Origin of the sequence: Citrobacter sp. CF971 (assembly GCF_006385635.1) — a bacterium.
Lineage (GTDB): Bacteria > Pseudomonadota > Gammaproteobacteria > Enterobacterales > Enterobacteriaceae > Citrobacter > Citrobacter freundii.
Map to the genome: position 1 here is coordinate 2,448,460 of NZ_CP041051.1, position 26,384 is coordinate 2,474,843.

At 52.4% G+C, this 26,384-nt stretch carries 22 protein-coding genes and 2 pseudogenes; 14 read left to right on the plus strand and 10 right to left on the minus strand.

Features of this window, described 5'->3' with window-relative positions; genetic code table 11:
• Positions 1-104: 104 nt before the first annotated feature.
• From fdnI to fdnG, 3 genes are read right to left on the minus strand one after another with little or no spacing between them, the layout of a single operon-like run.
• Entirely contained in the window at positions 105-761 is a 657-nt protein-coding gene (fdnI, locus tag E6P06_RS15270) for a formate dehydrogenase-N subunit gamma (RefSeq protein ID WP_003020054.1), read from the minus strand.
• On the minus strand, positions 754-1,638 hold the full coding sequence (fdnH, locus tag E6P06_RS15275; RefSeq protein WP_003833024.1) for a formate dehydrogenase N subunit beta: 885 nt from the start codon (positions 1,636-1,638) through the stop codon (positions 754-756). The genes fdnI and fdnH overlap by 8 nt, the downstream gene beginning before the upstream one ends.
• A gap of 13 nt (positions 1,639-1,651) precedes the next feature.
• On the minus strand, positions 1,652-4,699 hold the full coding sequence (fdnG, locus tag E6P06_RS15280) for a formate dehydrogenase-N subunit alpha (RefSeq protein ID WP_096890184.1): 3,048 nt from the start codon (positions 4,697-4,699) through the stop codon (positions 1,652-1,654).
• Between the two features lie 287 nt (positions 4,700-4,986).
• Between fdnG and yddG the strand changes: the two genes are divergently transcribed.
• From yddG to E6P06_RS15295, 3 genes are all read left to right on the plus strand, one after another.
• A complete protein-coding gene (gene yddG, locus E6P06_RS15285) occupies positions 4,987-5,868 on the plus strand; it encodes an aromatic amino acid efflux DMT transporter YddG (protein ID WP_139935417.1) in 882 nt (293 codons plus the stop codon).
• A gap of 462 nt (positions 5,869-6,330) precedes the next feature.
• Positions 6,331-7,413, plus strand: a complete 1,083-nt coding sequence (gene ompD / locus E6P06_RS15290; protein ID WP_003836220.1) for a porin OmpD — start codon at positions 6,331-6,333, stop codon at positions 7,411-7,413.
• Positions 7,414-7,556: 143 nt separating this feature from the next.
• A complete protein-coding gene (locus E6P06_RS15295; RefSeq protein WP_085951544.1) occupies positions 7,557-7,937 on the plus strand; it encodes a GFA family protein in 381 nt (126 codons plus the stop codon).
• A gap of 3 nt (positions 7,938-7,940) precedes the next feature.
• Here E6P06_RS15295 and E6P06_RS15300 read toward each other — a convergent pair whose 3' ends face one another.
• A complete protein-coding gene (locus tag E6P06_RS15300) occupies positions 7,941-9,425 on the minus strand; it encodes an MFS transporter (RefSeq protein WP_138828544.1) in 1,485 nt (494 codons plus the stop codon).
• Between the two features lie 116 nt (positions 9,426-9,541).
• Between E6P06_RS15300 and E6P06_RS15305 the strand changes: the two genes are divergently transcribed.
• The 7 genes from E6P06_RS15305 (at position 9,542) to E6P06_RS15335 (ending at position 19,525) form a co-directional block, all read left to right on the plus strand.
• Complete coding sequence (locus tag E6P06_RS15305) at positions 9,542-10,159, plus strand: TetR family transcriptional regulator (protein WP_139935418.1); 618 nt, start codon at positions 9,542-9,544, stop codon at positions 10,157-10,159.
• A gap of 285 nt (positions 10,160-10,444) precedes the next feature.
• Positions 10,445-11,830: a NarK family nitrate/nitrite MFS transporter gene (locus tag E6P06_RS15310; protein ID WP_139935419.1), complete on the plus strand. Its 1,386-nt coding sequence runs from the start codon at positions 10,445-10,447 to the stop codon at positions 11,828-11,830.
• 49 nt (positions 11,831-11,879) lie between these two features.
• Positions 11,880-15,620 (plus strand): nitrate reductase subunit alpha, encoded by a 3,741-nt coding sequence (locus tag E6P06_RS15315; RefSeq protein ID WP_003843700.1) that lies wholly within the window; start codon positions 11,880-11,882, stop codon positions 15,618-15,620.
• Positions 15,617-17,161 carry a nitrate reductase subunit beta gene (gene narH, locus E6P06_RS15320; protein ID WP_003020103.1) on the plus strand — a complete coding sequence of 515 codons (1,545 nt, stop codon included), beginning with the start codon at positions 15,617-15,619 and terminating at the stop codon, positions 17,159-17,161. Before E6P06_RS15315 ends, narH begins: the two co-directional genes overlap by 4 nt.
• The gene (gene narW, locus E6P06_RS15325) at positions 17,161-17,856 is read left to right on the plus strand and encodes a nitrate reductase molybdenum cofactor assembly chaperone (protein ID WP_003843701.1); all 696 of its coding nucleotides are present in this window, start codon (positions 17,161-17,163) and stop codon (positions 17,854-17,856) included. Before narH ends, narW begins: the two co-directional genes overlap by 1 nt.
• Positions 17,853-18,533, plus strand: a complete 681-nt coding sequence (gene narI, locus E6P06_RS15330) for a respiratory nitrate reductase subunit gamma (RefSeq protein ID WP_003020109.1) — start codon at positions 17,853-17,855, stop codon at positions 18,531-18,533. The genes narW and narI overlap by 4 nt, the downstream gene beginning before the upstream one ends.
• A gap of 98 nt (positions 18,534-18,631) precedes the next feature.
• Entirely contained in the window at positions 18,632-19,525 is an 894-nt protein-coding gene (locus E6P06_RS15335; protein WP_139935420.1) for a PhzF family isomerase, read from the plus strand.
• A gap of 93 nt (positions 19,526-19,618) precedes the next feature.
• Here E6P06_RS15335 and nhoA read toward each other — a convergent pair whose 3' ends face one another.
• Complete coding sequence (gene nhoA, locus E6P06_RS15340) at positions 19,619-20,464, minus strand: N-hydroxyarylamine O-acetyltransferase (RefSeq protein WP_044710786.1); 846 nt, start codon at positions 20,462-20,464, stop codon at positions 19,619-19,621.
• A 157-nt stretch (positions 20,465-20,621) separates the two neighbouring features.
• Here nhoA and E6P06_RS15345 point away from each other — a divergent pair, with 157 nt between their 5' ends.
• Positions 20,622-21,194, plus strand: coding sequence for a flavin reductase family protein (locus E6P06_RS15345; protein WP_003020117.1), 573 nt, complete (start codon positions 20,622-20,624; stop codon positions 21,192-21,194).
• 28 nt (positions 21,195-21,222) lie between these two features.
• On the opposite strand, the gene pptA is transcribed toward E6P06_RS15345, so the two are convergent.
• Both pptA and E6P06_RS28255 read right to left on the minus strand, forming a co-directional pair.
• Positions 21,223-21,450: a tautomerase PptA gene (gene pptA, locus E6P06_RS15350; protein ID WP_003843703.1), complete on the minus strand. Its 228-nt coding sequence runs from the start codon at positions 21,448-21,450 to the stop codon at positions 21,223-21,225.
• Positions 21,451-21,645: 195 nt separating this feature from the next.
• A pseudogene (locus E6P06_RS28255) lies at positions 21,646-21,756 on the minus strand (LacI family DNA-binding transcriptional regulator); the annotation flags it as partial.
• On the opposite strand from E6P06_RS28255, the pseudogene E6P06_RS15365 reads away from it, so the two are divergent.
• Positions 21,731-21,853: pseudogene (locus E6P06_RS15365) on the plus strand (glucarate transporter); the annotation flags it as partial. The pseudogenes E6P06_RS28255 and E6P06_RS15365 sit on opposite strands and share 26 nt — an antisense overlap.
• 69 nt (positions 21,854-21,922) lie before the next feature.
• Here E6P06_RS15365 and E6P06_RS15370 read toward each other — a convergent pair.
• Complete coding sequence (locus tag E6P06_RS15370; RefSeq protein WP_016150265.1) at positions 21,923-22,540, minus strand: glutathione S-transferase family protein; 618 nt, start codon at positions 22,538-22,540, stop codon at positions 21,923-21,925.
• Between the two features lie 112 nt (positions 22,541-22,652).
• On the opposite strand from E6P06_RS15370, the gene E6P06_RS15375 reads away from it, so the two are divergent.
• A complete protein-coding gene (locus E6P06_RS15375) occupies positions 22,653-23,573 on the plus strand; it encodes a LysR family transcriptional regulator (protein WP_048232069.1) in 921 nt (306 codons plus the stop codon).
• Between the two features lie 98 nt (positions 23,574-23,671).
• Positions 23,672-24,661, plus strand: coding sequence for a zinc-dependent alcohol dehydrogenase family protein (locus tag E6P06_RS15380; RefSeq protein WP_044702319.1), 990 nt, complete (start codon positions 23,672-23,674; stop codon positions 24,659-24,661).
• A 36-nt stretch (positions 24,662-24,697) separates the two neighbouring features.
• Here the strand turns inward: E6P06_RS15380 and E6P06_RS15385 are convergent, their stop codons facing one another.
• Complete coding sequence (locus E6P06_RS15385; protein WP_003836184.1) at positions 24,698-25,471, minus strand: amino acid ABC transporter ATP-binding protein; 774 nt, start codon at positions 25,469-25,471, stop codon at positions 24,698-24,700.
• The gene (locus E6P06_RS15390; protein WP_003843709.1) at positions 25,455-26,381 is read right to left on the minus strand and encodes an amino acid ABC transporter permease; all 927 of its coding nucleotides are present in this window, start codon (positions 26,379-26,381) and stop codon (positions 25,455-25,457) included. Before E6P06_RS15390 ends, E6P06_RS15385 begins: the two co-directional genes overlap by 17 nt.
• Positions 26,382-26,384: the final 3 nt, after the last annotated feature.

The following is a 26,384-nucleotide window of genomic DNA, read 5'->3' on the forward strand; positions in this document are numbered from 1 at the left end:
AAAGACAACACCTTACGTTCAGCAGATGACAGAAACATGACGTTTTTTTGGCAAAAAAATGGCGCTACCGATGTAGCGCCATTGCGTAGAGGGAACATCAGGGATTAGTTAACCCCTTCCTCGCTCTCTTTTTTCGCTTCTTGTCTTTCAACTTCGCGATACCAACGTGGGTGATGTTTCTTCGCCCAGCGACGGCTTACCTTCCCTTCAACCATGCCTTTAATCGAACCTTTCACCCAGAATGCCATATACATATGGATGAGGATGGCGTGCATCAGGATAATCCCCGCCGCCGCATGGATCAGCAGGCTATAGCGCACGACCTGCATTGGGAAGAACTGTGCAAAGTATGGACGCCAGATAATAATACCGGTAATCAGCAGCACGAAAATCATGCTCATGATCGACCAGAACATCATTTTCTGCCCGGCGTTGTACTTGCCCACATCCGCCACTTTGTGTTCATTGCCTTTCAGCACTTCCACAATGTTTTTCAGCCACGGAATATCTTTTTTATCCGGGATGTTGTGGTGCACAAAGCGCACAAACATGAACATTAGCGCGACGAAGATCAGTATGCCGAAGAACGGGTGCAAAATGCGTCCCATCTGCGGCGTACCGAAGGTTTGCGTCAGCCATTGCAGAGTCGGGAAGAAGAACGAAATCCCCGACAGCGCCACCAGGAAGAAGCAGATCACCACCGTCCAGTGACAGGCGCGGTCGATAAACTTCGTGCGCACAATCATTTTCGACTTACTCATGATGATCCTCCTCGTCGTCGTCCACTTCCTTATTCGGACCGATACCAATGTAGTGGTAAATCAGCCCGGCGAAGGTGGCGATAAATCCGGCAGCGGCCAGCGGTTTCAGCGCCCCTTTCCACAGATTGATAGAGGTATCGATCTGCGGATCTTTCGGCAGGCCGTGATACAGCTCCGGCTGGTTGGCATGATGCAGAACGTACATAACGTGCGTACCACCCACACCTTCCGGGTTGTAGAGACCGGCGTGTTCGAAACCGCGTGCTTTCAGTTTTGCCACACGCTGTTCGCCCATTTCCAGCATTTCCTGCTTGGTGCCGAAATGTATTGCCCCGGTCGGACAGGTCTTCACGCAGGCAGGTTCCTGCCCGACGCTGACCCGGTCGACACACAGCGTACATTTATACACGCGGTTATCCTCTTTATTGAGGCGCGGAATATTAAATGGACACCCGGCAATACAGTAGCCGCAGCCAATACAGTGTTCTGACTGGAAATCGACAATCCCGTTGGCGTACTGGATGATTGCCCCGGCAGACGGGCATGCCTTCAGGCAGCCCGGATCTTCACAGTGCATACAGCCGTCTTTACGAATCAGCCATTCCAGCTTGCCGTTCTGTTCGGTTTCGGTAAACCGCATCACCGTCCAGGACTTGGCGCTGAGATCGGCGGGGTTGTCATACACCCCGACGCAGTGGCCAACTTCATCGCGGATATCGTTCCACTCTGAGCATGCCACCTGACAGGCCTTGCAGCCTATACAGGTGGAAACGTCGATCAGCTTCGCGACCTCGGCTTTGTAATCACGGGCCTGAGGTGGCGGCGTGATGGAGTTTGTTGCGGACCGTTTGATGATGTCCTGCGTTTCCATAGACATATGTTCGCCTCCCTTACGCCTTCTCGATGTTAACTAAAAACGCTTTGTATTCCGGCGTTTGCGAGTTTGCATCACCGACATTCGGCGTCAGGGTGTTGGCGATAAAGCCTTTACGCGCGACTCCTTCAAAGCCCCAGTGGATTGGGATCCCAACCGTTTCAACCTGCTGACCGTTGACGTTCAGGGTACGCAGACGACGGGTCACCACGGCAACTGCGCGAATAAATCCACGTTTACTGCTAACTTTCACGTGATCGCCGTTGTTGATCCCTTTCGCTGCCGCCAGCGTTTCGCTGATTTCCACAAACTGCTCTGGCTGGGCAATCGCATTCAGCAATGCGTGCTTGGTCCAGGTATGGAAATGTTCGGTCAGACGATAGGTCGTCCCGACGTACGGGAAGTCCTGTTTCGTGCCCATACGGAGTTTATCCGCCTCGTACAGACGCGCTGCCGGGTTGGAGATCACATTCGGGTGCAGCGGGTTAGTACCCAGCGGCGTTTCCATCGGCTCGTAGTGTTCCGGGAACGGACCTTCCGCCATCTTATCGATAGCAAACAGACGCCCCAGCCCTTCCGGCTGCATGATAAATGGATTGGTGCCACTGCCCGGTGCCGCGGTATTGAAGTCCGGGATATCGTTACCCGTCCACTTCGTACCGTTCCACTGGATAAGCATGCGTTTTGGATCCCACGGTTTACCCTGTGGATCCGCCGAAGCGCGGTTATACAGCACGCGACGGTTCAGCGGCCATGCCCAGGCCCAGCCCAGCGTATTACCCAGACCTGACGGATCGGCGTTATCGCGATTGGCCATCTGGTTGCCCTGCTCGGTCCAGCTACCGGTATAAATCCAGCAGGATGATGACGTAGAACCATCATCGCGCAGCAACGCAAAGCTGTTGAGCAACTGACCTTTCTTCGCAACCAGTACACCGTTGGCATCATAGAGATCTTCCAGCGCATAGCCGTTGTTCTCTTTCGCCACTTCCTCTGAGTGCGGTTCGTCCGGCTGCTTATAGTTCCAGCTCATTTTCAGAACGGGTTCTACAGCTTTACCGCCTTCAGTGCGATACATGTCTCGCAGACGGTGGTAAATACCGGCCAGAATTTCGCCGTCGTTGCGGGCTTCGCCCGGTGCGTCCTGACCTTTCCAGTGCCACTGCAGCCAACGGCCGGAGTTGGCGATGGAGCCGTCCTCTTCCGCAAAGCAGGTAGAAGGCAAACGGAAGACTTCGGTCTGAATCGACGCAGGATCAACGTCGTTTGACTCGCCGTGGTTCTGCCAGAACGTTGAGGTTTCGGTCACCAGCGGATCGATAACCACCAGATACTTCAGTTTGCTGAGGCTCTGCACCACTTTGTTTTTGTCCGGGAAGGACGCAACAGGGTTAAAGCCCTGACAGATGTAGCCGGTGACTTTTCCGCTATCCATCATGTTGAAGTATTTGATGACGTCGTAGGACTGATCCCACTTCGGCAGCCACTCAAAGCCCCAGTCGTTTTCTTTCTGTGCAGCATTACCGTAGAAAGATTTCATCAAGCTGACGAAGAACTTCGGATAGTTGCCCCAGTAGTTAACCTGATCGGCCAATGTCGCTTTTGGCGTGTTCGCGGCCAGATAGGTTTGCAGATCTGTCTGTTTCTCTGACGGCAGCGTCAGGTAGCCCGGCAGGCTGGTAGAGAGCAGACCTAAATCGGTTAACCCCTGAATGTTGGAGTGACCGCGTAAGGCGTTGACACCGCCACCTGCCATCCCCATGTTGCCGAGCAGCAACTGGATCATCGCCATGGTGCGGATGTTCTGTGCCCCGACGGTATGCTGAGTCCAACCCAACGCATACAGGAACGTGGTGGTGCGATCGGCTGCGCTGGTGGAAGCCAGCACTTCGCAGACTTTCAGGAAGTCTTCTTTCGGCGTACCACAAATGTTTTCCACCACATCCGGCGTGTAGCGGGAAACGTGCTGTTTTAGCAGGTTCCAGACACAGCGAGGATGGCTTAACGTTTCATCGCGTTTCGCGTAGCCGTTTTCATCGAACTGGTAGTTCCAGGACGATTTATCATATTGGCGTTTGTTTGCGTCATAACCGCTGAACAGACCGTCTTCAAAAGCAAAGTCATCCCGCACCAGCAGGCTGGCGTTGGTGTAATGCTTAACGTATTCAGCGTTGATTTTGTTGTTTTCAATCAGGTACAGCAAGACGCCGGACAGGAACGTAATGTCCGTGCCGGAACGAATTGGCGCATAGATATCCGCCACCGAAGCTGTACGTGTAAAACGAGGGTCAACAACAATCAGCGTGGCATCATTGTTGTTTTTTGCTTCCATCGCCCAGCGGAATCCCACCGGATGTGCTTCAGCGGCGTTACCGCCCATCACCATCACGACGTTAGCATTTTTAATATCAACCCAGTGGTTGGTCATCGCACCGCGACCAAATGTTGGAGCAAGACTTGCTACCGTTGGTCCGTGTCAGACGCGCGCCTGGTTGTCTACTGCCAGCATGCCGAGTGAGCGCACAAATTTTTGCGTCAGCATACCGGTTTCATTACTTGCCGCAGATGCACACAGCATCCCGGTTGAAAGCCAGCGGTTTACCGTTACGCCCTGCTCATTCTTCTCGATAAAGTTGGCGTCACGGTCAGTTTTCATCAGCTTCGCGATACGGGTGAATGCTTCATCCCAGCTGATACGCTGCCATTTGTCGGAACCAGGGGCGCGATATTCCGGGTAACGCAGACGGTTTTCACTGTGCACGTAATCCAGTAATCCTGCGCCCTTAGGACATAATGCCCCGCGGCTCACCGGATGATCCGGATCCCCTTCAATATGGTAAATCGACTCTTTGGCGTTTTTTGCTCCATCTCCCAGGCTATACATTAATAGCCCGCAACCTACGGAACAGTATGTGCAGGTGTTTCGGATCTCTTTGGCGCGTAACAGCTTATAGTTTCGCGCCTGAGCCAGTGCCATTTTGGGTGCAAAACCCAAAGCGGCCACTGTTGTTCCCGCCATACCGCCCGCGCAGATTTTAAAAAATTGTCTGCGGCTGACGTCCATTGCTTTCCTCTTTTTTGCAGGGGTTCGTACATGAAATCTCTCAAATTGCGCCAGCGCAGCAGTCTGAAAGATGCCATGTACAACTTCGCGACGAAACTATCAGCTATATCCATATTTTTTTTGCGTCAAATCAATAACGAAACGGTTCCGCTACTAAATAGTGCACTTTGTTTAACCCTTGTACCCATAAGGGAGTATGGGAAAGGCAATTAATTAGCGCGCTACGGTATAAAAGTGCTATAAATTTCAGCTTAAATTTTTGCCAGTACCATGGACAGACAATCAGAATGACAAAACAAAAGGCAACGTTAATTGGGCTCATTGCCATCGTGCTCTGGAGCACGATGGTCGGACTCATGCGTGGGGTAAGTGAAGGACTGGGTCCTGCGGGCGGCGCAGCAATGATTTTTTCGTTAAGTGGTCTGTTGCTGATTTTTACCGTCGGCTTTCCGAATATCAGAAAAATTCCTGTGCGCTATTTAATCGCTGGTAGCGTGCTTTTTGTTACTTATGAAATATGTTTAGCGCTGGCTCTCGGTTATGCGGCTACTCGTCACCAGGCTATTGAAGTCGGTATGGTCAATTATCTCTGGCCGAGTTTGACGATATTGTTTGCTATTTTATTTAATGGTCAAAAAACAACCTGGCTGGTAATCCCTGGATTAATTATCGCATTGACCGGGGTTTGTTGGGTATTGGGTGGTGAAAACGGTCTTCACCTTGATGAAATTATCAGCAATGTTGCCAGCAGTCCGCTGAGCTATTTTCTCGCCTTTCTCGGCGCTTTTATCTGGGCAACGTATTGCACGGTGACCAATAAATATGCAAAAGGCTTTAACGGCATCACCGTGTTCGTTTTACTAACAGCCGCAAGTTTGTGGATTTACTATTTTATGACTCCGCAACCAGAAATGATTTTCAGCACTTCGGTGACTATTAAAATGTTCTCAGCGGCATTAACGTTAGGATTTGCCTATGCGGCGTGGAATATTGGCATTTTGCATGGCAACGTGACCATCATGGCCGTAGGATCCTATTTTACCCCTGTGCTCTCTTCTGCACTGGCTGCTGTGTTACTCAGTGCACCGCTTTCGCTATCTTTCTGGCAGGGCGCACTGATGGTCTGCGCGGGTTCACTACTTTGTTGGCTGGCAACGCGCCGCGCCTGAAAAAAAAAACCGGGTTTTATCACAAACAAATAAAACCCGGCTATACTTTAGACAAATTGATGAATAATAATTGTTCATTCCACTTGCGACTTATGTTTTCATTTGTTTAATTAAATGTTAAATATATGGTAATTAGTTAACACACGAAAATATTATGCGGTTATCTATATCCATTCATATGCATATATTACACATGCGGAACTAACGCCATTTAAATCATAGCCCTGACAATAGTCCCCTACGTAAATATACCCATTCAGATTTGTCACATATAAAGATTAATACAATCAACCATATTATGTAGATCTGGATCACACAACTTCAAATATTTCGCAATATTATGAAACTTATTATTGAACTTATACCACTGCGTCATTTAAAAATAGTTTGCCATTGACGAACCCCTTCGTTTAGCAATGGTTTAGGAAACACACCAAGAAAAAATTATAAGGATTATTTAGAATGAAACTTAAATTAGTTGCAGTGGCAGTGACTAGCCTGTTGGCGGCAGGTGCGGTAAACGCAGCTGAGGTATATAACAAAGACGCAAACAAACTGGATATCTACGGAAAAGTTCACGCTCAGCACTACTTCTCTGACGACAACGGCAGCGATGGCGACAAAACCTACGCGCGTCTGGGCTTCAAAGGTGAAACTCAGATCAATGACCAGCTGGTTGGTTTTGGTCAGTGGGAATATGAATTCAAAGGCAACCGTTCTGAATCCCAGGGCTCTGAAGCAGACAAAACTCGTCTGGCATTCGCTGGTCTGAAATTCGCTGAATACGGTTCTTTCGACTACGGTCGTAACTACGGCGTGGCCTACGACATCGGCGCATGGACCGACGTCCTGCCTGAGTTCGGTGGTGATACCTGGACCCAGACTGACGTATTCATGACTGGCCGTACTACTGGCGTTGCAACCTACCGTAACACCGACTTCTTCGGTCTGGTTGAAGGTCTGAACTTTGCTGCTCAGTACCAGGGCAAAAATGACCGTGACAACCTGAAAGAAGCTAACGGTGACGGCTTCGGTCTGTCTACCACTTATGAGTATGAAGGCTTTGGCGTAGGTGCTACCTATGCGAAATCTGACCGTACCGACAAACAGTCTGTCGGTAACGGCGGTTTCATGGCTTCCGGTAAAAACGCTGAAGTATGGGCCGCTGGTCTGAAATATGATGCGAACAACATCTACCTGGCAACCACCTACTCTGAAACCCGCAACATGACCACCTATGGTGGCTCCGGTGTTACTGGTATTGCAGATAAAGCACAAAACTTTGAAGTAGTTGCTCAGTACCAGTTCGACTTCGGTCTGCGTCCGTCCGTTGCTTACCTGAAATCCAAAGGTAAAGACATCAACGGTTACGGCGACCAGGATCTGGTTGAATACGTAGACCTGGGTGCTACTTACTACTTCAACAAAAACATGTCCACCTTCGTTGATTACAAAATCAACCTGCTGGATGACAACAACTTCACCAATGCAGCGAAAGTGTCAACTGACAACATCGTGGCTGTTGGTCTGAACTACCAGTTCTAATTTTGTTGTAGTCAGAATACAAAGCCAGTCCTTCAAGGGCTGGCTTTTTCTCTTGATGTAGACTCGGTCATAAGGAGTATGCCGTGCAGACATTCACTGGTCGTTGTCTTTGCGGACAGAGTCATTTTACCGTCGACGTCGAAATGCTGGATGTCTATGCCTGCCATTGTACGCTGTGTCAGAAATGGTCTGGCGGCATCGCCATGTATCTGGAAGCCAGCGCTCACCCGCTGATGTCACCAGAATCGGTAGAACCTTCGCACTTTCCTTCCTCAAATCGTGGTGAACGGTTCTTCTGTTCCGGCTGCGGATGCCCACTGTGGTTTACGTTGACGGACAGCGATCGCTACTTTATTCCGTGGACACTTCTGGAGCTTAATGAGGTAGATCGCCGCCGCCTGATATTAGCAGCAGAAATCTATACGGAAACACAGCCTGCGTTCTGGAGATTGACGGGGCAATACGCTCGACTGAGTGGGAAAGAAGTCGAAGAGATGGATTACCCCTGTCATTTAGCTCACTAGTTATTAACGTTGTACCTTTGCCAGACTGAACCACATTCCTATCGCTAATACGATAAGCATGCTGCCGGCGCTGCTTAAGGCCACGCTATGTGACCAGGTGAACGCTTCTCTGGCAGCCGTCAGCAATGCCTCACTCAGTGACGACGGGAGCGAGTGCGCCAGTTGTACCGCCTCCCCCATTGACGATGAGGCACGTTCCATTTCCTGCGGATTAAGTCCGGCTGGCGGCAGAATCGATGCAGAAAAGCTACGGCTCAACAGCAAACCAAAGATAGCGATCCCAAGTCCGGCTCCCAGTTCATAAGCCATTGTCTCGATGGCACCCGCGGCCGCGGCTTTTTCCGCAGGTGCTGCTGCCATGATAGCCGCTGTTGAAGCCAGAAGCGCACTGGCAGCGCTGAAGCCGAGCAAAGCCATCAAAATCCAGGCTTGTACCTGTTGGCTACTGAAATCCGTCATCGCCAGGCCGTAAAAGCTAACAGCGCTCAGCGCCATACCCGCAGTCGCCACACAACGTAATCCCAGACGTGAAACCAACATACCGGCAATCGGTCCGCTGAAACCACTTGCCAGCATCACCGGCAGCATGAACACCCCTGCCTGATACGGTGTTAAGCCGTGGACAAACTGTAGTTCCTGAGCCATCAGTAACTCGAAACCCACCAGCGTTATCATCGCGGTCATCGCCATTACTACGCCACTTAAGATTATGCGATGCGTGAACAACCGCATATCAATCATCGGGCGGGCTGCCGCAAGCTGGATGCGGACAAACTGCCACAACAGCAAAGCGCCGGTTAACAGCGTCAGGGCGATGGCAACGGTCGCCGTATGCCCTTTCAGCGCGGTTTTGGCGCTGTAAACCAGCAGCAGAATAGCAACAATCAGCATTATCGCATGACCAAAATTTAACGATTGATCGCGACGTCCAGCCTGACGCGGCACTAAGCGTGCGGTTAAGGCCATTACCACCAGGACAATCGGTACATTAATTAAGAATACTGATCCCCAGTAGAAGTGCTCCAGTAGCATCCCGCCAACCAGTGGGCCAAACGCCGCACCGCCGGAACCAACCGCGGCCCAGACGCCGAGCGCCATATTACGATGCCGTTGCTCAACGAAAGTGGCGCGAATCCCCGCAAGCGTTGCCGGCACAATCATCGCCGCGCCAATCGCCAACACGGCCCGGGTGACAATCAGCCAGCTGGCGCTATGAGCAAAAGCGGCCGCCAGTGATGCCAGACCAAACAAGCCTCCACCTAACAGCAGCAGGCGTTTAAAGCCGATGCGATCGCCCAGCGCGCCCATTGGCAATACCATACCGGCCATTACCAGGGAATAAATATCAATGATCCACAGCAGCTCGTTGCCACTGGCGCCCAGCGTCATACTCAGCGTGGGCGCGGCAACGTGCAGCACCGTTGCATCAATCGCAACAGGGATGTAGACCAGCACAATAATCACTAACGTTAACCACTGACGAAACATAAAACTCCCTTCAAAACTGAAACTGGACACACGTCCAGGTTCGGCGATCCTACGGAAATTTGAACGTATGTCCAACTTTTTGTTAGACTGCGTGCTAAACGGATATGGGAGGAACGATGAGCTATCTAAATCGGGATGAACGTCGGGAAGTGATTCTGCAGGCGGCAATGCGCGTCGCGCTTGAGGAAGGATTTACCGCCATGACGGTGCGGCGTATTGCCACGGAAGCTCAGGTGTCAACCGGCCAGGTGCATCATCACTTTACGTCTGCCGGCGAGTTAAAATCCCTCGCTTTTGTGCAACTGATCCGTACTCTTCTGGATGCCGAACTGGTCAGCGCAAACGCCAGCTTCCGTGAACGGCTGCATGCCATGCTGGGCAGCGAAGATGGCGGGTTCGAACCCTATATAAAACTATGGCGTGAAGCGCAGGTTCTGGCGGATAAAGATCCGGAAATCAAAAGCGCTTACCTGCTGACCATGCGGATGTGGCACGAAGAAACCGCCGCTATCATCTCTCAGGGACAGAAAGCCGGTGAGTTTTCTTCACGCCCGGATGCTGCCGATGTGGCCTGGCGTTTAATTGCGTTGGTATGCGGTCTGGATGGCATCTATGTATTAGGCATTGAGGAAATGGCCGATCCTGCATTCGAACACCACCTGGATCGTATGATTACGTTAGGGAAGGTGCGAATAAGTCACCAAACGCAAAAAAACGCCTATGTAAGTGATTGAATTTAATTGACTAAAAGTTTCATTTTCGTTGCGGAGGGTACTTATTCGCACCCTCCTTAGAGTTAGTTAATTGATGTTATAGATGAATTAATAATACATCTTTTATATTTACAATTGGTAACACTTAAGCAACGTGTAATTCCCTCATCACGCCGCGTTATTGCGCTTTTTTATCTATTCTTTCAGTCAATATTCCCAAAACTTTTCAATAGTTTCTAAAAGAACTCGCGCGGCGCTGTATGCGTTTATTTCTTTTTCATGAACGGCATGTGCATGGAGAATAATATGTCAGCATCAAATGAGAAAAATAATCGTTATCTTTTAACTGACTGGAAACCCGAAAATCCTGCCTTTTGGGAAAACAAAGGTAAGCACATTGCCCGAAGAAACCTCTGGATATCAGTGAGTTGCTTGCTGCTTGCGTTTTGCGTCTGGATGTTGTTCAGCGCTGTTGCTGTCAATCTGAATAAAATTGGTTTTAATTTTACCACCGATCAACTGTTTTTATTAACGGCATTACCTTCTCTTTCTGGTGCAATATTGCGCGTTCCCTACTCCTTTATGGTACCTATATTTGGGGGGCGCCGCTGGACCATTTTTAGCACCGTCATTCTGGTTATTCCCTGCGTCTGGCTCGGTTTTGTCGTGCAAAATACCGCTACTCCGTTTGGCGTATTTATTATCATTGCGCTGATGTGTGGGTTTGCTGGCGCTAACTTTGCCTCCAGCATGGGCAATATCAGTTTTTTCTTCCCCAAAGCGAAGCAAGGCAGCGCACTAGGCATTAACGGTGGCCTCGGCAACCTCGGTGTCAGCGTGATGCAGTTGATCGCGCCGCTGGTGATCTTTCTCCCCATTTTTACCTTCCTGGGCGTGCAGGGCGTACCACAAGCTGACGGATCGTTACTGTCACTGGCCAATGCCGCATGGATTTGGGTGCCGTTACTGCTGATAGCGACCGTGGCAGCGGGCATAGGAATGAACGACATTGCCAGTTCGAAGGCCTCAATTGCCTCCCAACTACCGGTCCTCAAGCGTTTTCATTTGTGGTTATTAAGTCTGCTGTATCTCGCCACCTTCGGTTCATTTATCGGTTTTTCAGCAGGCTTTGCCATGCTGGCGAAAACACAGTTCCCTGACGTGAATATTCTGCAACTGGCGTTCTTCGGGCCCTTTATCGGTGCGCTGGCGCGATCGGCGGGCGGTGTTATCTCTGACAAGTTTGGTGGTGTGCGGGTCACCTTAATTAACTTCATCTTTATGGCACTGTTCAGCGCCCTGCTGTTTCTCACTTTGCCCGGCTCGGGCGAAGGAAGCTTTATCGCGTTTTACCTGGTGTTTATGGGCTTGTTCCTGACCGCGGGTCTGGGCAGCGGTTCGACCTTCCAGATGATTGCGGTGATCTTTCGCAAAATCACCATTTACCGGGTGAAGCTGCACGGTGGTACTGAAGAACAGGCCCAGCGTGAGGCGGTAACCGATACCGCAGCCGCCCTGGGATTTATCTCCGCAATTGGCGCTGTCGGGGGCTTCTTTATCCCGAAAGCGTTTGGTTCATCGCTGGCGCTGACCGGATCTCCAGTCGGCGCCATGAAAATATTCCTTGTGTTCTACATCGTCTGCGTGCTGGTGACCTGGCTGGTTTACGGCCGTAAATCACAAAAAAAATAGTCATCTTTTGGCCTGTGTAGGCAACGTTATTCGAAGCAGGAGTTATGTCATGAGTAAACTGTTAGACCGCTTTCGCTACTTTAAACAAAAGGGCGATACGTTTGCCGAGGGGCATGGGCAAGTAATGCACACCAACCGGGACTGGGAAGACAGCTATCGTCAGCGCTGGCAGTTCGATAAAATTGTGCGTTCTACCCACGGCGTTAACTGTACCGGCTCATGCAGCTGGAAAATCTACGTCAAAAACGGGCTGGTAACCTGGGAAACTCAGCAAACCGACTACCCGCGTACCCGCCCTGACCTGCCAAATCATGAGCCCCGTGGCTGCCCACGCGGCGCAAGTTACTCTTGGTATCTCTACAGCGCCAACCGCCTGAAATATCCACTGGTGCGTAAACGCTTAATCGAATTGTGGCGCGACGCCCTGTCCCGCCAGCCCGATCCGGTGCTGGCCTGGGAATCCATTATGAACGACCCGCAAAAATGCCAGAGCTACAAGCAGGTACGTGGGCGCGGTGGGTTTATCCGTTCCAACTGGAAAGAACTTAATCAACTGATTGCTGCTGCCAACGTCTGGACGGTGAAAACCTACGGCCCGGATCGTGTGGCCGGATTCTCGCCCATCCCCGCAATGTCGATGGTCTCCTATGCCGCAGGTACGCGTTATCTCTCGCTACTGGGCGGAACCTGTCTGAGCTTCTATGACTGGTACTGCGACTTACCGCCAGCGTCACCGATGACCTGGGGCGAGCAGACCGACGTTCCTGAATCCGCCGACTGGTATAACTCCAGCTATATCATCGCCTGGGGCTCTAACGTGCCGCAGACCCGTACCCCGGACGCGCACTTTTTTACTGAAGTTCGCTACAAAGGCACCAAGACGATTGCCATTACGCCAGACTACTCGGAAGTCGCCAAACTGTGCGACCAGTGGCTGGCACCGAAACAAGGGACAGACAGCGCGCTGGCAATGGCGATGGGCCACGTCATCCTGAAAGAGTTCCATCTCGACAATCCCAGCGATTATTTCCTCAATTACTGTCGTCGCTATACCGATATGCCGATGCTGGTGCTGCTGGATGCCCGCGAAGATGGCAGCTACGTGCCTGGACGCATGATGCGCGCCTCAGACCTTGTTGATGGTCTCGGCGAAAGCAACAATCCAGAGTGGAAAACGGTGGCTTTCAACCGCGAAGGTGAACTGGTTGTCCCGAATGGATCCATCGGTTTTCGCTGGGGCGAGAAAGGCAAATGGAACCTGGAACCCCTGGCGGCTGGTGCTGAAACAGAGCTTTCCCTCTCGCTGCTTGGTCAGCATGATGACGTGACCGGCGTGGCATTCCCCTATTTTGGCGGCAACGAAAACCCACATTTTCGCAGTGTAAAACAAGAACCGGTGCTGGTCCGTCAACTACCGGTAAAATATCTTACCCTCGCTGACGGTAGCCGTTGCCCGGTGGTGAGCGTCTATGATCTAGTGCTGGCGAATTACGGCCTCGACCGTGGTCTGGATGATGTTCATAGCGCACAAGATTACAGCGAAGTAAAAGCCTACACCCCGGCCTGGGGTGAGCAAATTACCGGCGTGCCACGCCGTCATATCGAACAAATCGCCCGTGAGTTTGCCGATACCGCGCACAAAACGCATGGCCGTTCGATGATCATCCTCGGAGCTGGCGTTAACCACTGGTATCACATGGACATGAACTACCGCGGGATGATTAACATCCTGGTGTTCTGTGGTTGCGTGGGACAAAGCGGCGGCGGCTGGGCGCACTATGTGGGTCAGGAGAAACTGCGTCCGCAAACCGGTTGGTTGCCGCTGGCCTTTGCGCTGGACTGGAACCGCCCACCGCGTCAGATGAACAGCACCTCGTTTTTCTACAACCACTCCAGTCAGTGGCGTTATGAAAAACTCACCGCGCAAGAACTCCTCTCTCCGCTGGCCGATGCGTCGAAGTTTAGTGGGCATTTAATTGATTTTAACGTGCGTGCAGAAAGGATGGGCTGGCTGCCCTCTGCGCCGCAGCTTAACCTTAACCCATTGACCGTCAAAGCGAAGGCAGAACAGGCTGGGTTATCTCCTGCGCAATACACTGCCCAAGCGCTGAAGTCGGGTGATATTCGTTTTGCCTGCGAGCAGCCAGATAGCGGCAAAAACCACCCACGCAACCTCTTCGTCTGGCGCTCTAACCTGCTCGGTTCCTCAGGTAAAGGGCATGAATACATGCTCAAGTATTTACTGGGTACCGAAAGCGGGATCCAGGGGGAAGCGCTCGGTTCAAGTGAGGGTATTAAACCTGAAGAGGTTGAATGGCAGTCCGCGGCGATAGAGGGCAAGCTCGATCTGCTGGTCACGCTCGATTTCCGTATGTCCAGCACCTGTTTGTTCTCCGATATCGTTTTGCCAACCGCTACCTGGTATGAAAAAGACGATATGAACACCTCGGATATGCATCCGTTTATTCACCCGTTGTCCGCGGCGGTCGACCCGGCATGGGAATCGAAGAGTGACTGGGAAATTTATAAAGGCATCGCCAAAGTGTTCTCCGAGGTATGTGTGGGACACCTTGGACAAGAAACGGATGTGGTGTTGCAACCACTGCAACACGACTCTCCGGCAGAGCTGGCGCAGCCGTTTGACATTCTGGACTGGCGCAAAGGCGAATGCGATCTCCTCCCGGGGAAAACGGCACCGAATATCGCCGTTGTGGAACGTGACTACCCCGCTACCTACGAACGCTTTACTTCACTCGGTCCGCTTATGGACAAGCTTGGAAATGGAGGGAAAGGCATTGCGTGGAATACCCAGGCGGAAGTCGATTTCCTCGGCAAGCTGAACTACACCAAACGCGAAGGCCCGGCAAAAGGCCGACCGCTGATTGACACCGCACTGGATGCCTCTGAGGTGATCCTCGCCCTGGCGCCGGAAACCAACGGTCAGGTGGCGGTGAAAGCCTGGGAAGCGCTGGGGGCGATGACCGGACGCGACCATACGCATCTGGCGTTGAACAAAGAAGACGAAAAGATTCGTTTTCGCGATATCCAGGCGCAGCCGCGCAAAATCATCTCCAGTCCTACCTGGTCCGGCCTTGAAAGCGAACATGTCTCCTATAACGCAGGCTATACCAACGTCCACGAGTTGATCCCATGGCGTACCCTATCCGGTCGCCAGCAGCTGTACCAGGATCACGCGTGGATGCGAGCGTTCGGTGAAAGCCTGGTGGCGTATCGTCCGCCTATCGATACCCGCAGCGTCAGTGAAATGCGCGAGGTTCCGCCTAACGGCTTCCCGGAAAAAGCCCTCAACTTCCTGACGCCGCACCAGAAATGGGGGATCCACTCTACCTACAGTGAAAACCTGCTGATGCTGACGCTTTCGCGCGGCGGCCCCATTGTCTGGATCAGCGAGACCGATGCCAAAGAGCTGGGCATTGAGGATAACGACTGGATTGAAGCCTTCAACGCCAACGGTGCGCTCACCGCGCGTGCAGTGGTGAGTCAACGCGTGCCGCCGGGAATGACCATGATGTATCACGCTCAGGAGCGAATCATGAATATCCCAGGCTCGGAAGTCACCGGAATGCGTGGCGGGATCCATAACTCGGTCACCCGCGTCTGCCCGAAACCCACGCACATGATCGGCGGCTATGCGCAACTGGCATACAGCTTCAACTATTACGGGACGGTCGGCTCTAACCGCGATGAGTTCATCATGATTAGAAAAATGAAAAACATTAACTGGCTGGATGATGAAGGTCGCGATCAGGTACAGGAGGCGAAAAAATGAAAATACGCTCACAGGTAGGCATGGTTCTTAATCTGGATAAGTGCATCGGCTGCCACACCTGCTCCGTCACCTGTAAAAACGTCTGGACCGGGCGTGAAGGGATGGAATATGCGTGGTTTAACAACGTCGAGACTAAACCGGGGATTGGTTATCCGAAAAACTGGGAAGATCAGGAAGAGTGGCAAGGCGGCTGGGTTCGCGATGTTAACGGCAAGATAAGACCGCGTCTGGGCGGTAAGATGGGCGTAATCACCAAAATTTTCGCCAACCCGGTGATCCCGCAAATCGATGATTACTATGAACCGTTTACCTACGATTATCAGCATCTGCATAGCGCGCCGGAGAGCAAGAATCAGCCCACCGCGCGTCCGCGTTCGCTGATAGATGGTAAACGGATGGACAAGATTATCTGGGGTCCAAACTGGGAAGAACTGCTTGGCGGCGAATTTTCAAAACGTGCCCGCGACCGTAACTTCGAGAAGATGCAAAAGGAGATGTACGGTCAGTTCGAAAACACCTTCATGATGTATTTACCGCGCCTGTGCGAGCACTGTCTGAACCCAAGCTGTGTCGCCACCTGCCCGAGCGGTGCTATCTATAAGCGTGAAGAAGACGGCATTGTGCTGATCGACCAGGACAAATGTCGCGGTTGGCGCTTGTGCATCAGCGGCTGTCCGTACAAAAAAATCTACTTTAACTGGAAGAGCGGTAAGTCAGAGAAGTGCATTTTCTGCTACCCGCGTATTGAGTCCGGCCAGCCGACGGTGTGTTCAGAAACCTGCGTTGGGCGTATCCGTTATCTCGGGGTATTGCTGTACGACGCCGACCGTATCGAGGAAGCAGCGAGCACCGAGCATGAAACCGATCTCTACGAGCGTCAGTGCGATGTGTTCCTCAACCCGAACGATCCAGCGGTGATTGAAGAGGCGCTAAAACAAGGTATTCCACATAACGTCATCGAAGCAGCCCAACGCTCGCCGGTTTACAAAATGGCGATGGACTGGAAGCTGGCGCTACCGCTGCACCCGGAGTATCGCACCCTGCCGATGGTCTGGTATGTGCCGCCATTGTCACCGATACAGTCGGTCGCCGACGCGGGCGGACTGCCGCACAATGGCAACATTTTGCCTGCGGTTGAGTCGCTGCGAATTCCGGTTCAGTACCTCGCCAATATGCTCAGTGCGGGTGATACCGGTCCGGTGCTGAGGGCGCTCAAACGGATGATGGCCATGCGCCACTATATGCGTGCGCAAACCGTAGAAGGCGTCACGGACACCCGCGCGATTGAGGAAGTGGGTCTGAGCGTTGAGCAGGTCGAGGAGATGTATCGTTATCTGGCCATCGCCAACTATGAAGACCGCTTTGTGATCCCGACCAGTCACCGCGAAATGGCGCGTGATGCCTTCCCGGAGAAAAACGGCTGCGGCTTTACCTTCGGTGACGGCTGCCATGGCTCAGATACCAAATTCAACCTGTTTAACAGTAGCCGTATTGATGCCATCGACATCACCGAAGTGCGCGATAAAGCGGAGGGTGAATAATGCAAATCCTGAAGGTTATCGGCCTGCTGATGGAGTACCCTGACGAGCTGCTATGGGAGTGTAAAGACGACGCGCTGGCGCTTGTGGCCAGCGATGCCCCCATGCTTAGTGATTTTAGCCAGGAGCTGCTCAATGCGCCGTTACTGGATAAACAAGCCGAATGGTGCGAAATCTTTGACCGGGGTCGGGCCACCTCTCTGCTGCTGTTTGAGCATGTGCACGCCGAGTCCCGTGACCGTGGTCAGGCAATGGTCGATCTGTTAGCGCAGTATGAAAAGGTCGGGCTGCAGCTAAACTGTCGCGAACTGCCGGATCACCTGCCTTTATATCTTGAGTACTTAAGCGTGTTACCGGAAGCGGAAGCCAAAGAAGGACTGCAGAACGTCGCACCGATTCTGGCGTTGCTTGGCGGGCGCTTAAAACAGCGCGATACGCCGTGGTATCAACTGTTTGATGCCCTGTTGCAGCTTGCCGGAAGCCCTCTTTCGAGTGACAGTGTCACTAAGCAGGTTGGCACGGAAACGCGCGACGATACCCGACAGGCGCTGGATGCAGTCTGGGAAGAGGAACAGGTGAAGTTTATCGAAGATAATGCCACCGCCTGTGACAGTTCACCGTTACAAAACTATCAACGACGCTTTAGCCAGGACGTGGCACCTCAGTATGTCGACGTCAGCGCGGGAGGCCCGAAATGATACAGTACCTGAACGTCTTTTTTTACGATATCTATCCGTATCTGTGCGGTACGGTGTTTATCCTCGGCAGTTGGCTACGCTACGACTACGGGCAATACACCTGGCGCGCCTCTTCCAGCCAGATGCTGGACAAACGCGGTATGGTGTTGTGGTCAAACCTGTTCCACATCGGCATTCTGGGGATCTTTTTCGGTCATCTGTTTGGCATGTTAACGCCGCACTGGATGTATGCCTGGTTCCTGCCGATTGCGGTAAAGCAGCAGATGGCAATGATTGCCGGCGGACTTTGTGGCGTGCTCACACTGGTGGGTGGCGCTGGCCTGCTGGTGCGCAGGCTGACTAACCCGCGCATTCGCGCAACCTCCTCGACCGCCGATATTCTGATCCTCTGCGTTCTGCTGATTCAATGTATTCTCGGTTTAACCACTATCCCGTTCTCTGCACAGCATCCTGACGGCAGTGAAATGCTAAAACTGGTCGGTTGGGCGCAGTCGGTGGTGACCTTCCAGGGCGGTGCGTCTGCGCATCTGGATGGCGTAGCGTGGATTTTCCGTGTGCATCTGGTTCTGGGGATGACCATTTTTCTGCTGTTCCCGTTCACCCGACTGGTCCACGTGTGGAGTGCGCCGTTTGAGTACTTTACCCGCCGTTATCAGATAGTGCGTTCGCGTCGCTAATTTCCTCTGCTGCCCGGTAGCGCTAGCGCTTACCGGGCCTGGATCGCTATCCCGCTTTTTGTACGTTATGATGCTTCTCCATCCCAGGGAGAACGCTAATGAAACCACAGGTTTATCACGTCGATGCCTTTACTTCAGTACCCTTTCGCGGCAATTCAGCGGGAGTGGTGTTGCATGCTGACGGATTGAGCGAAGCACAGATGCAACTTATTGCTCGCGAGCTGCGTCATTCGGAAACCGCATTCCTGCTGACCAGTGACGACAGCGATGTTCGCATTCGTTATTTCACGCCGACGGTCGAAGTTCCTATCTGTGGACACGCTACCGTCGCCGCACATTATGTGCGCGCCAAGGTGCTGGGTCTGGGCAACAGCACCGTCTGGCAAACCTCGCTCGCCGGTCGTCATCGGGTCGATATTGAAGCGAGTGACAATGACTATCGCATTAGCCTTGAACAAGGCGTACCTGGATTCGAAGCTCCGCTGGAAGGTGCTGTACGTGCCGCGATAATCGATGCACTGCACCTGAGCGAAGACGATATGCTGCCCGGATTACCCATTCAGGTAGCCACCACCGGACACTCTAAAGTAATGATTGCGCTGAAGCCTGAGGTGGACCTCGACGCCCTTTCCCCGGATTTGCCTGCCCTGACCGCTATCAGCCAGCAAATTGGCTGTAACGGTTTCTTCCCTTTTCAAATTCGCAAGGGCGAAAACGCCACCGATGGCCGCATGTTCTCGCCTGCTATTGGTATTGTGGAAGATCCGGTTACCGGCAATGCCAACGGTCCAATGGGCGCGTGGCTGGTTCAACATGGGTTGATGCCGCATGACGGGAAAACGCTACGTGTTCAGGGGCATCAGGGCCACGCGCTCGGGCGTGACGGTATTGTTGATGTGACGGTGGCTATCCGTGAAAACCTGCCGGAAAAAGTGACCATTACCGGTTCGGCTGTGATCCTGTTTCACGCCGAATGGGCGATAGATTTTTAATTGTTCCCGTAGGCCGGATAAGGCGATAACGCCGCATCCGGCATGACTTCCGATGCCCCTATTTACCCGCATCCGGCATGACTTCCGATGCCCCTATTTACCCGCCTCCGGATGCGTATCAAACGCAGCCATGACCGTCGCCAGCTCATCTTCGGTAAACCCATGCTTCACGTCATCCACGCCCAGTCCAAACTGTTCCTGCAGCAAGGCATACAGGCTGGCGACATCGGGCAGATTAATCTGCTCTATCGCCCGACCATCCTGATAACGGGTGAAATGAAAATTAGTCAACGTCAGCTTACCGCCGTCCGGAAGATGACGACACATCAGCAAATGATGACGAAAATGCGATTGTGGCCAGTGCGCGGACCAGAAATTGCCCATCAGATAATCGCTCTGGTGCTGTACAACCAGGTCAAAACGGTACATTGATTGCCAGTGATCGTGATGGCGGAACTGCAGGATCCAATCGTCCCCCTCCTGAACCAGGCGATATTCGCCGTGTGGCGTTTGCTGCTCAATATCGGCCTGCAGACGAATCGGTGCCGTCAGCGTTTGCCCGCCGAAGCCAACGTCGGCGATCCACTGCTCTCCCTGTAATTCAACCAGCAACAGACGATGCGTGCGCGGCGGCAAACTTGACGGATTTGCCAGTACCACACGACCGAGAAGGCTACGTACGTTAAAACCGATTTCGCGTAACGCGCGCTCAAACACTCCGTTCTGTTCAAAGCAATAACCGCCACGACGCGCCGTCACCAGCTTCTCTTCCAGCGACAAATCGTCAAGCTGCATCTCTCTTGGCAGTAATACATCCAGGTTTTCAAACGGAATCGCGCCGTTGTGCAGTAAATGCAGCGCTTTTAAAGTTTCAATGTCGACGCTGGCCGAGTCTGACCAGCCAATACGGGCAAAATAAGCGGTTAAAAAAGGCGTCATAGGGAGTTCCTGTTCGATTAATGCAGTACTTATAACGCATTTTTAATTTTACGCCGTCGATTTTGTGCGTTGTTCCTCCAGACGAGGCGACAAAATCGCTAATACCGTTAATATCTATATCTATTGTGGTGTGTTATCTCTCAGCCCAGGAGCATCCATGAGCCATTTCCGTTCAATCGAATTAAAACATGCCAGTCGGCTGCTTAACCACGGCCCTACGATACTGATCACCAGCCGGGATGAGCATACCGAGCGGCGCAATGTGATGGCGGCGGCATGGTCAATGCCGGTGGAATTTGAACCGCCGCGGATTGCAATTGTTGTTGATAAGACCGCCTGGTCGCGTGAACTGATTGAGCGTAGCGGCAAGTTCGGTATTGTTATTCCGGGCGTGGCCGCTACCAACTGGACTTACGCGGTGGGCAGCGTTTCCGGTCGCGTGGAAGATAAATTTAACTGCTACGGTATTCCGGTGGTAAAAGGTCCGGTGCTGGGATTACCGTTAATAGAAGCGAAATGTCTGGCCTGGATGGAGTGTCGTCTGCTGCCTGCAACGGCAGCACAGGAAAAATATGACACCCTGTTTGGGGAAGTGGTCTCGGCTGCCGCTGATGAACGAGCTTTCGTGGAAGGACGCTGGCAGTTTGATGATGATAAACTCAATACCCTGCATCATCTTGGCGCCGGAACGTTTGTCACCAGCGGGAAACGCATAACAGCGGCTGAATAATACGGGCGCAATAATCGCCCGTTCTCTTTCACATGCTGTAGCCGGGTTTTTTAATCAGCCTCGTCATCTGTGGCGCAATTTCCGCATCCCACACGCTCTGCCACTCTCCCGGCTCAATTTCATTCAGCGCCACGCTCACTGAACTCTCTTTGCTTTGTAAATGACGAATAATGACTTCGGTAATATCCGCCGCCAACGCGGCCTTCTCTTCTTCGTTCAAATCGCGAGGAAAACATTTGATATCAACGTGCGGCATGACAGGTTCCTTATTGTTTTGGGATGCAGGTAACTTATGCGGACTCTCGTTCACCCAGGTGAAATCCGACATCAATAATATCGTCTTCACGTGGAATTTGTTCGATACGATCGAGGCGACGCGTTGTCCAATAGCACGTCGATCGGCGGTCCATAGCAAACTATGACGACGATAACCTTTTTTCAACAAATAGTCTGCCACCGCCTGCATCACTTTTTCCGCGGTCTTCGGGCGCACCAACTGCGGGCTATTTAGCGCCCTGCTCACCCTCATGGGTGACAATCCCCAGTCTTTTGATTTCGCCATTCTGTACGTCGGTTCGATGAGGCTGATTGGCCTGATTTCTTATCTGTTTATCGTGAGTCCATTGGATCGTATTACGCAGACCCCTTCTGTCGCGTAATTTAACCTTATGGCGATAGTTCGCCCGCTGTTCCGGGATTTGCACATCTGCGGAACAGCGTTTTTTTACTCAAATAATCTTATTGTTTTTCAGTACAGTACGTAGCCTCGGATGCTGACAAACTGCATCAGCGATAGCGCTAATATTCGGCGTGTTGTCCTGAAACCAGTCATGCCCTGGTCCCCAGGTGCGCATAACGGCAATATATACGTCCAGTAGTGTTAGCTGATCCCCGAATGCGTACGGCTCGGCGTTTAGCTGATCGTTCAGCCACATATAGAGGGATTTACGGTACTCAATGCAGTTCTTTTTCAACTGCGCCGGGGCGTCCGGTACCCAGCGTTCTGGATAGTCGGCATAGGTAAACGTGGGATAGACATTTGCTACCAGCCATATCAACAGACGCTGAAACTGCTGGCGTTCGGCGTGTCCAACGGGTGGTGAAAGTTCAGGGCGACGATCGAGAATCATCAGCGCGATCGCCGCCGTTTCTGTCATCACACTGCCATTTTCCAGTACCAGCGTGGGCACCTGGCATAGTGGATTCATCGTCTTAAGCAACTCCCGCTGGGGGCCGTCACTGTCAAAACCGTCGACATTAATAAAATGATAAGGGATCTCCGCCAGTGTGAGCATCACTTCACTGATGGCCGATCCCCAGCCCGGTACCCCATAGACCTTAATCATGCTGCAATCCCCAAAGTTAAAACCCTAAGTGTAGAGCAGCATTCGGCAACCTATGCAGGCATGATTATTACTTTCATAATAACAATGGTCGAATACCGGGGGAGAATAAGCCATGCGTTCCAGTATGTTTGAATATATGAATATTTTTGTACAGGTTGTTGAGCAAGGTGGATTTGCCAGAGCAGCAGACGTGCTACACCTGCACCGCCCTGCAGTGACCAAAGCTATCCAACATCTTGAAGACGATCTGGGAGCAAAGTTGCTTAACCGCACGACTCGTAAAGTGAGTCTGACAGAAGAAGGTGACGCTTTTTACCAACGCACAAAAATCCTGCTCAGTGACGTTGATGACATCATGGCTTCTTTCTCACCCACCCGCCCTCCGCGCGGAAAACTCAGGGTGAATGCCCCCCTGTCGCTGGCTCACTCGGTATTAGTCCCGGCCCTGAACGATTTCCAGTCGCGCTACCCGGATATTGAGATTGTCCTCACCTCCACCGACCGAAGAATCGATCTGCTTGCCGAAGGTATCGACTGCATGATTCGCATTGGCGAGTTACAAGACTCTTCTCTGATTTCACGGCGGCTTGGTGAGGTAAAAATGGTGACATGCGCGTCCCCGGATTATTTGCAAAAACACGGCGTACCGCAGACGCCAGAGGATTTATCCCGACATCAGGCAATTAACTTTTTCAGTGAACGTCATCGTGAAGCACTGGAATGGTCCTTCGTCCGTGAGGGTGAAACCGTGTCGTTTATCCCTACAGGTCACATCTGCGTTGATAACTCCGACATTCTTTTGACAGGCTGTTTATCCGGACTCGGTATCATCCACGGTGTGCACGCGGTACTGGCCCCCTGGATCCAGTCGGGCCAGCTCGTAGAGGTGCTGGCCGATTATGCCGGGGAATCAAAACCCGTTTCCGTGCTCTACCCGGACAGGCGCCATCTTGCCCCCCGTGTTCGGGTGTTTATAGACTGGCTGTATGCGCTTTTTACCGAGCAAAAATCGCGCCTACAGGGATTATTATAATCTGAGTAATAGTGAAGTTCCGCAACGGCGGTTTTTCACCCTCATCTGAGCCGTTAAATTGTGCAGACCCAATACAGAACAATTTACAGAGGTTTGCTATGTCTAAGGTCGTGGTTTTTAATCAACCAGGCGACGCTGACGTCCTGACAATCCAGGATATGCCAGTTTCGGCTCCGCGTGCGGATGAAGTTCAGATACGCGTACGCGCAATCGGCATTAACCGTGCGGAAATTATGTATCGTACCGGCCAGTATATTTACCAACCCAAATTCCCGGCACGTCTGGGCTATGAGGCTTCTGGCGTTGTTGAATCCGTGGGAGACAACGTGCGTGAGTTTGCGCCCGGCGATAGCGTCAGCGTCATCCCGGCTTTCAGCTTCCATGAGTATGGTATGTACGGTGAAGTCGTCAATGCTCCAGCCCATGCTGTCGTCAAACATCCTGAGAATCTTAGCTTCGAGGAAGCCGCGGCGAGCTGGATGATGTATGTGACCGCTTTCGGTGCGCTGGTTGAATATGCGGATATTAAGCCTGGTGATAACGTGCTGATCAATGCTGCTTCCAGCAGCGTCGGACTGGCGGCAATTCAGATTGCTAACATGCGGGGAGCAAAACCGATTGCGATGACGCGCACCAGTGAGAAACGTGCCCAGCTTCTGCAACTTGGCGCGGCAGAGGTTATCGCCAGCCAGGAGCAGGATCTGGTGGCGGAGATTAACCGGATCACTGACGGCAAAGGTACCCGCGTGGTCTTCGATCCGGTCGGTGGCCCTGGCGTGGCAAAAATTGCCCAGGTGATGCCTGCCGGCGGACTCTTTTTCCAGTATGGCTCTCTTGATGCGCGTGATTTGTCGATTCCGGTAATTGAGATACTCGGTCGTCATCTGACCTTCCGCGGCTATGAGATTTTCGAAATCACCACGAACCCGGAAAAACTGTCACGTGCAAAACGGTTTATCTTTGAAGGACTGCAATCCGGCAAGCTCAAACCGCTGATTGATAAAACCTTTGCCTTTGATGATATCGTTGAAGCACATCAATACATGGAAGCCAACGGTCAGGTGGGCAAAATCGTCGTCACCCTGTAATCCTTGTGCGGCACAGTCTTGTGCCGCAAATTACCCTCAAAGCACTTTCGACAAAAACTGCTGGGTGCGCGTGTGGCGTGGATGATTCAACACCTGCTCGCTGCTGCCCTGCTCGACGATTTTGCCATCAACCATAAACACCACCTGATCCGCCACTTCCCGAGCGAAGCCAATCTCGTGTGTCACCACCACCAGCGTGGTTCCCGACTTCGCCAGCGCTTTGATGACATCCAGGACTTCGCCCACCAGCTCAGGATCCAGTGCAGATGTAGGCTCATCAAACAGCATGACGCGCGGATTTAGCGCCAGTGCACGGGCAATAGCGATACGCTGTTGCTGACCGCCAGATAAGTGACGCGACCAGGCATCGGCTTTATTCCGCAACCCTACCGCATCAAGCAGCGTTAATGCCCGCTCGGTGGCGGCTTTACGCGATGCCAGTCCGTGCGCAATGGGCGCTTCAATCAGGTTCTCCAGCACCGTTAAGTGCGGGAACAGATTAAAGTTCTGGAACACATAGCCGACGTTAACCCGCTGGCGCAAAATTTCCGCCTCTTTCAGCTCATACAGCTTGTCTCCCTGCCGACGATAGCCAATGTAATCGCCATCGATTTGAATAAAACCCTCATCGACGCGTTCCAGATGGTTGATGGTACGCAGGAGTGTGGATTTCCCTGAACCGGACGGCCCGAGAATGACCGTAACCGTTCCGGGAGGGATCTCCAGCGACACATTATCCAATGCTTTGTGGCGACCAAAGTATTTGCTGACGCCGGTAATAGAAATATGACCTTCAGGCGAGTGGGACATGGACGGCCTCCTGCTGTGGACGTTGACGACTGCGTTTTTCTGCACGGCTCACCCGGACGGTGTTGATCGCTGAACGTCGTTCGCTGCGTGCCAGCGCACGTTCGACCAGATGCTGAATAAGCGACAGGATGCTGGTGATCACCAGATACCACACCGCACCCACCATCAGCAGCGGGATCACTTCCTGCGTGCGGTTGTAGATCATCTGGATGGTGTAGAACAGCTCCGGCATTGCCAGCACGTATACCATCGCCGTCCCTTTCGCCAGGCTGATGATTTCATTGAAGCCAGCAGGCAAAATGGTGCGCAGCGCCTGCGGCAGAATAATCCGCAGCGTACGTCGCCCTGCTGGTAAGCCCAGTGCTGCCGCTGCCTCGTACTGACCGTGATCAACCCCCAAAAATCCACCACGTATAATCTCAGCGGTATAGGCGCTTTGCACCAGCGTCAGGCCAACCACCGCAGTGGAAAACTGACCGAGTACATTGATGGTCTCAAAACTTCCCCACTGAATGGGAGTGAACGGAATACCAATCGTCAGCGTGTCGTACAGATAGGAGAAGTTGTACAGAACGATTAGCACCACAATCAGCGGTAACGAACGAAACAGCCAGATGTACCCCCATGCCAGACAGTTCAACAGCCAGGAAGATGAAAGCCGCGCCAGCGCCAGCAGACCGCCGATGAGAATACTCAACAGCGTCCCGATAAGTGTCAGTAACAGCGTTTGTCCAAGACCAGACAAAATCACCGGATCGAAGAACCAGCGGGCAAACACGCTCCATTCCCAGCGCGGATTAAACGCCACGGACTGGAGAATCACCGCCAGGGCAAACAAAGCAATGACCGCGCCTACGGTGCGCATAGGGTAACGCGCCGGTACGACTTTAATGCTATCTGTCGTTTTCATCTT